This window comes from Pseudomonas sp. TWI923 (genome assembly GCF_039673365.1).
GTDB lineage: Bacteria > Pseudomonadota > Gammaproteobacteria > Pseudomonadales > Pseudomonadaceae > Aquipseudomonas > Aquipseudomonas sichuanensis.
The window spans coordinates 1-3,510 of sequence record NZ_JBDJLM010000152.1; the positions used below are offsets into that span (position 1 = coordinate 1).

3 protein-coding genes are annotated in these 3,510 nt (G+C 66.8%); 1 reads left to right on the forward strand and 2 read right to left on the reverse strand.

The genetic code is table 11. The features are described from left to right. Positions 1-108 precede the first annotated feature (108 nt). Positions 109-1,362, forward strand: coding sequence for a carbohydrate porin (locus ABE459_RS25750; protein WP_323833218.1), 1,254 nt, complete (start codon positions 109-111; stop codon positions 1,360-1,362). A gap of 127 nt (positions 1,363-1,489) precedes the next feature. Here the strand turns inward: ABE459_RS25750 and argE are convergent, their stop codons facing one another. Continuing rightward, positions 1,490-2,650 carry an acetylornithine deacetylase gene (gene argE / locus ABE459_RS25755; protein WP_125464402.1) on the reverse strand — a complete coding sequence of 387 codons (1,161 nt, stop codon included), beginning with the start codon at positions 2,648-2,650 and terminating at the stop codon, positions 1,490-1,492. Next, positions 2,643-3,320 carry a DUF1028 domain-containing protein gene (locus ABE459_RS25760; RefSeq protein ID WP_125464403.1) on the reverse strand — a complete coding sequence of 226 codons (678 nt, stop codon included), beginning with the start codon at positions 3,318-3,320 and terminating at the stop codon, positions 2,643-2,645. The genes argE and ABE459_RS25760 overlap by 8 nt, the downstream gene beginning before the upstream one ends. Positions 3,321-3,510 lie beyond the last annotated feature (190 nt).

A 3,510-nucleotide genomic window follows, 5' to 3' on the forward strand; every position in this document is an offset into this window, starting at 1 on the left:
GTCCAAAACCCGCGTCACCGCCCGGGGGGGCCACCCCCGCCCCCCGGGTTGGTGGGGTCGGGGCGTCCCCCCGCGATGGTTTCCACCCTTGATTCCAGGAATACCGCAATGCGCTCCCGCATCCCCTCTACCCTGCTGCTGGCCCTGGCCAGCACCACCGCCCTCGCCGACAGCGACCTGCTCACCCGCAACACCCTGACCGGCGACTGGGGCGGCCTGCGCCACCAGCTGGAAGAAGACGGCGTCAAGTTCACCGGCGACTACAGCGGCGAAACCGCCTACAACGCCCACGGCGGCCTGCACCGCTCGGCGCGCTACTCGCAGAATCTCAAGCTCGGCGTGCAATTCGACCTGGCGAAGCTGTACAGCCTCGACGGCAAAGTCCAGCTGACCATCAACGACCGCCGCGGCAACAGCGCCTCGGAAGACCTGGTGGGCAACCGCCTGCCCATCCAGGAAAACTACGGTGGCCTGTACACCCGCCTGACCGAACTGAGCTACGAGCGCAATTTCACCCCGGCGCTCAACGTCAAGCTCGGCTACATGGCCATGGGCAACGACCTGGGCGGCCTGGACAGCGGCATCCTGTGCAACTTCATGAACGCCGGTTTCTGCGGCCACCCGCTGAACATGTCCGGCGGCAGCGGCTGGACCAACTACCCCAACGCCCACCTGGGTGCGCGGGTCAAGTACGACCTCTCGCCGGCCTGGCAGCTGCGGGTGGCCGCGTTCAACGTCGACCCCGAGAGCAACGGCAATTCCAGCCGCGCCTGGCACCTCGGGCCCAAGCACACCACCGGCACGGTGGTGCCGGTGGAGCTGGTGTACAAGCTGCAGGGCGAGCTGCCGGGCGAGTACAAGCTGGGCTACTACTACGACAGCTCCGATGTGAAACGCATCGGCAGCAGCAAGGAGGTGTCCGGGCGCGGCGGCCATTACCTGCTGATCGACCAGGCGGTATGGAACGACCCTGCTTCACCGGGCCGCAGCCTGCATGCCTTCGGCCAGTACTCGGCATCGAGCAAGGCGGCCTCGCCGTTCACCAAGTGGTATGGCACCGGCGTGGTGTTGTACAAACCGTTCGAAGGCCGCCCACGGGACACCGTGGCGCTGGGCTATGGCCGTGCGGTGCCGAACCCGCGTAGCCGGGATGTGCTGGAAGACGCCGCGTTCAATGCCGGGCAGGACTTCCCCAACCTGGACAGTGCCGAGCAGTTGATCGAACTGAGCTATGGCTACCAGGCCACGCCTTGGCTCAACCTGCGACCGGATGTGCAGTACATCGTCGAGCCGGGGGCGTTTTCCGGGAAAGCTATCGATAACGCGCTGGTGGTGGGCCTGCAGGTCAAGGCCACCTTCTGACTTCCAGGCCTCATTCGCGGGGCAAGCCCGCTCCCACGGGTTGGACAGCCCCCAAGAAGTTGGACACCAATCCAACCCTTGGGAGCAGCCCAACCCGTGGGAGCGGGCTTGCCCCGCGATCTGTCCCTCAAGCCGTGCGCAGGTACTCCGCCAACCTGATCAACATCGCATCACACCCACGCAACTGCGCCACGCTGACAAACTCATCCGGCTTGTGCCCCTGGTCCATGCTCCCTGGCCCACACACTACGGTGGGGATACCGGCCTGGTCGAACAGCCCACCCTCGGTGCCGAACGCCACCGTGCCGAAGTCATCAGACCCACTGAGCAGCGCCACCAGCCGCGCCGCCTCACTGTCGGCCGGCGTCGCCAACCCCGGATACGCGCTCAACGGCTTCAGGCGTATGTCACTGCCGGCATTCACCGCCCGCATGCGCGGAAGCAACTCGGCCTCGGCGTAGGTCTGCAAACGGTCAGCCACCGCCTGTGCCTCGAAGCCTGGCAAGGCCCGCACCTCGAAATCGAACTCGCACTCCTCGGGCACGATGTTCAACGCCCGTCCGCCCTTGATCACCCCGGTCTGTACCGTGGAGAACGGTGGATCGAAGCGTTGGTCATGCTGCTCGGGCCGCGCCAGCTCGTCACCGATCTCACCCAGCTTGCCGATCAGCCGCGCGGCATACTCGATCGCATTGACCCCATAGGGCGCATACGCCGAATGGCAGGCCGCGCCATGCACCTGGCAACGCATGGCCAGCTTGCCCTTGTGGCCAAGCACCGGCTTGAGCTCGGTGGGCTCGCCGATCAGGCACAGCCTTGGCTTGTGTGGCCGCTGCTGCAGTGCCTCGAGCATCGAGCGCACGCCCAGGCAACCGACTTCCTCGTCATAGGAGAAGGCCAGGTGCACCGGCAGCTTCAAGGGTTGCGCCAGGAACGCCGGCACCGCCGCCAGCACCGAGGCGATGTAGCCCTTCATGTCGGCAGTGCCGCGACCATACAGCCGGCCATCACGCTCGGTCAGCGCAAAGGGCTCGACGGTCCACGCCTGGCCGTCCACCGGCACCACGTCGGTGTGCCCGGACAACACCACGCCGCCGCGATCGGTCGGGCCGATGGTGGCGAACAGGTTGGCCTTGGTCCCCTCTTCATTGAGGAACAGCTCGCTGTCGACCCCAAGCCCGGCCAGGTAGTCACGGATGAAGCCGATCAGCTCCAGGTTGGAATCACGGCTGACGGTGGCAAACCCCACCAGCCGCGCCAGCAACGTCTGGCTGGACAGCTCACTCATCGCCCGGCACTCCGTAGCTCGGCGCGACGGTGGGGTTGAGCGCACGGGTCACGTAGTCCTGCATCTGCGGGCGATAGGCCTGCCACAGCTGGTCCAGTTCGCCGATCGGGTCCTGCTCGGCCCAGTCCACGCGCAGGTCAACCAGTGGCCAGGTCAGCTCGCCGGCAATCTTCAACGCCGCCGAATGCACCGGCCCCGCCTCACCGCCGGCGGCCATGGCCGCATGCATCGCTGCCAACAGGCGATCGGCCAGGTGGCCGCCGGCCTGTTCAAAGGCGCCGACCATCGCCTCGATCACGGCCTGGGACGACAACAGGTTGCCCGCCGCCGCGCATTGCTCGCCAGCCACCGCGTTATGCACGCCCAGGGCCTCCTTGCCGGTGAACAGCGCCACCTGGCCACGGCTGTCGATCACCGTGACCTGGCGGTACTCGCTCCAGCCGTTGGCGCTGAGCACCTGATCCAGCACCGCGGCAGGCGGCAGCTGGCCCTGTTCGAGGGCATCGAGGATCTGCGGGCCGAGCGCCGGCAAGGTGATGTTCTGGGTCGCGACTGCGCCCACACCGGCACGTACCCAGGGGCAGCGGGCGCCCACGGCGATGCTCGACGAACTGATGGCGATGCCGACCTGGCCGGTGTCCTGGCAGCGGCCGATGATGGAAAAGGTCATGGGTGCAGCTCCTGTCTGGGTTTGCCTGCATTCTCGGCAAGCCCTGGCAGGTGCGAAACGAGCATTTTCATGGCTATTGCACAGGAAAAAACTAATGGACCTGTTGGCAAAACTCCGTGGGAGCGGGGGGGGGGGGCCCGCCGGGACACAGACTGGGCACACCCCCGCCCCCCCCACCCCCCCCCCCCCA

Excerpts from the sequence above, each read along its gene's own strand:
- ABE459_RS25750 (WP_323833218.1), top strand. The coding sequence starts at position 109 with ATGCGCTCCCGCATCCCCTCTACCCTGCTGCTGGCCCTGGCCAGCACC.
- ABE459_RS25760 (WP_125464403.1), bottom strand. The coding sequence starts at position 3,320 with ATGACCTTTTCCATCATCGGCCGCTGCCAGGACACCGGCCAGGTCGGC.
- argE (WP_125464402.1), bottom strand. The coding sequence starts at position 2,650 with ATGAGTGAGCTGTCCAGCCAGACGTTGCTGGCGCGGCTGGTGGGGTTT.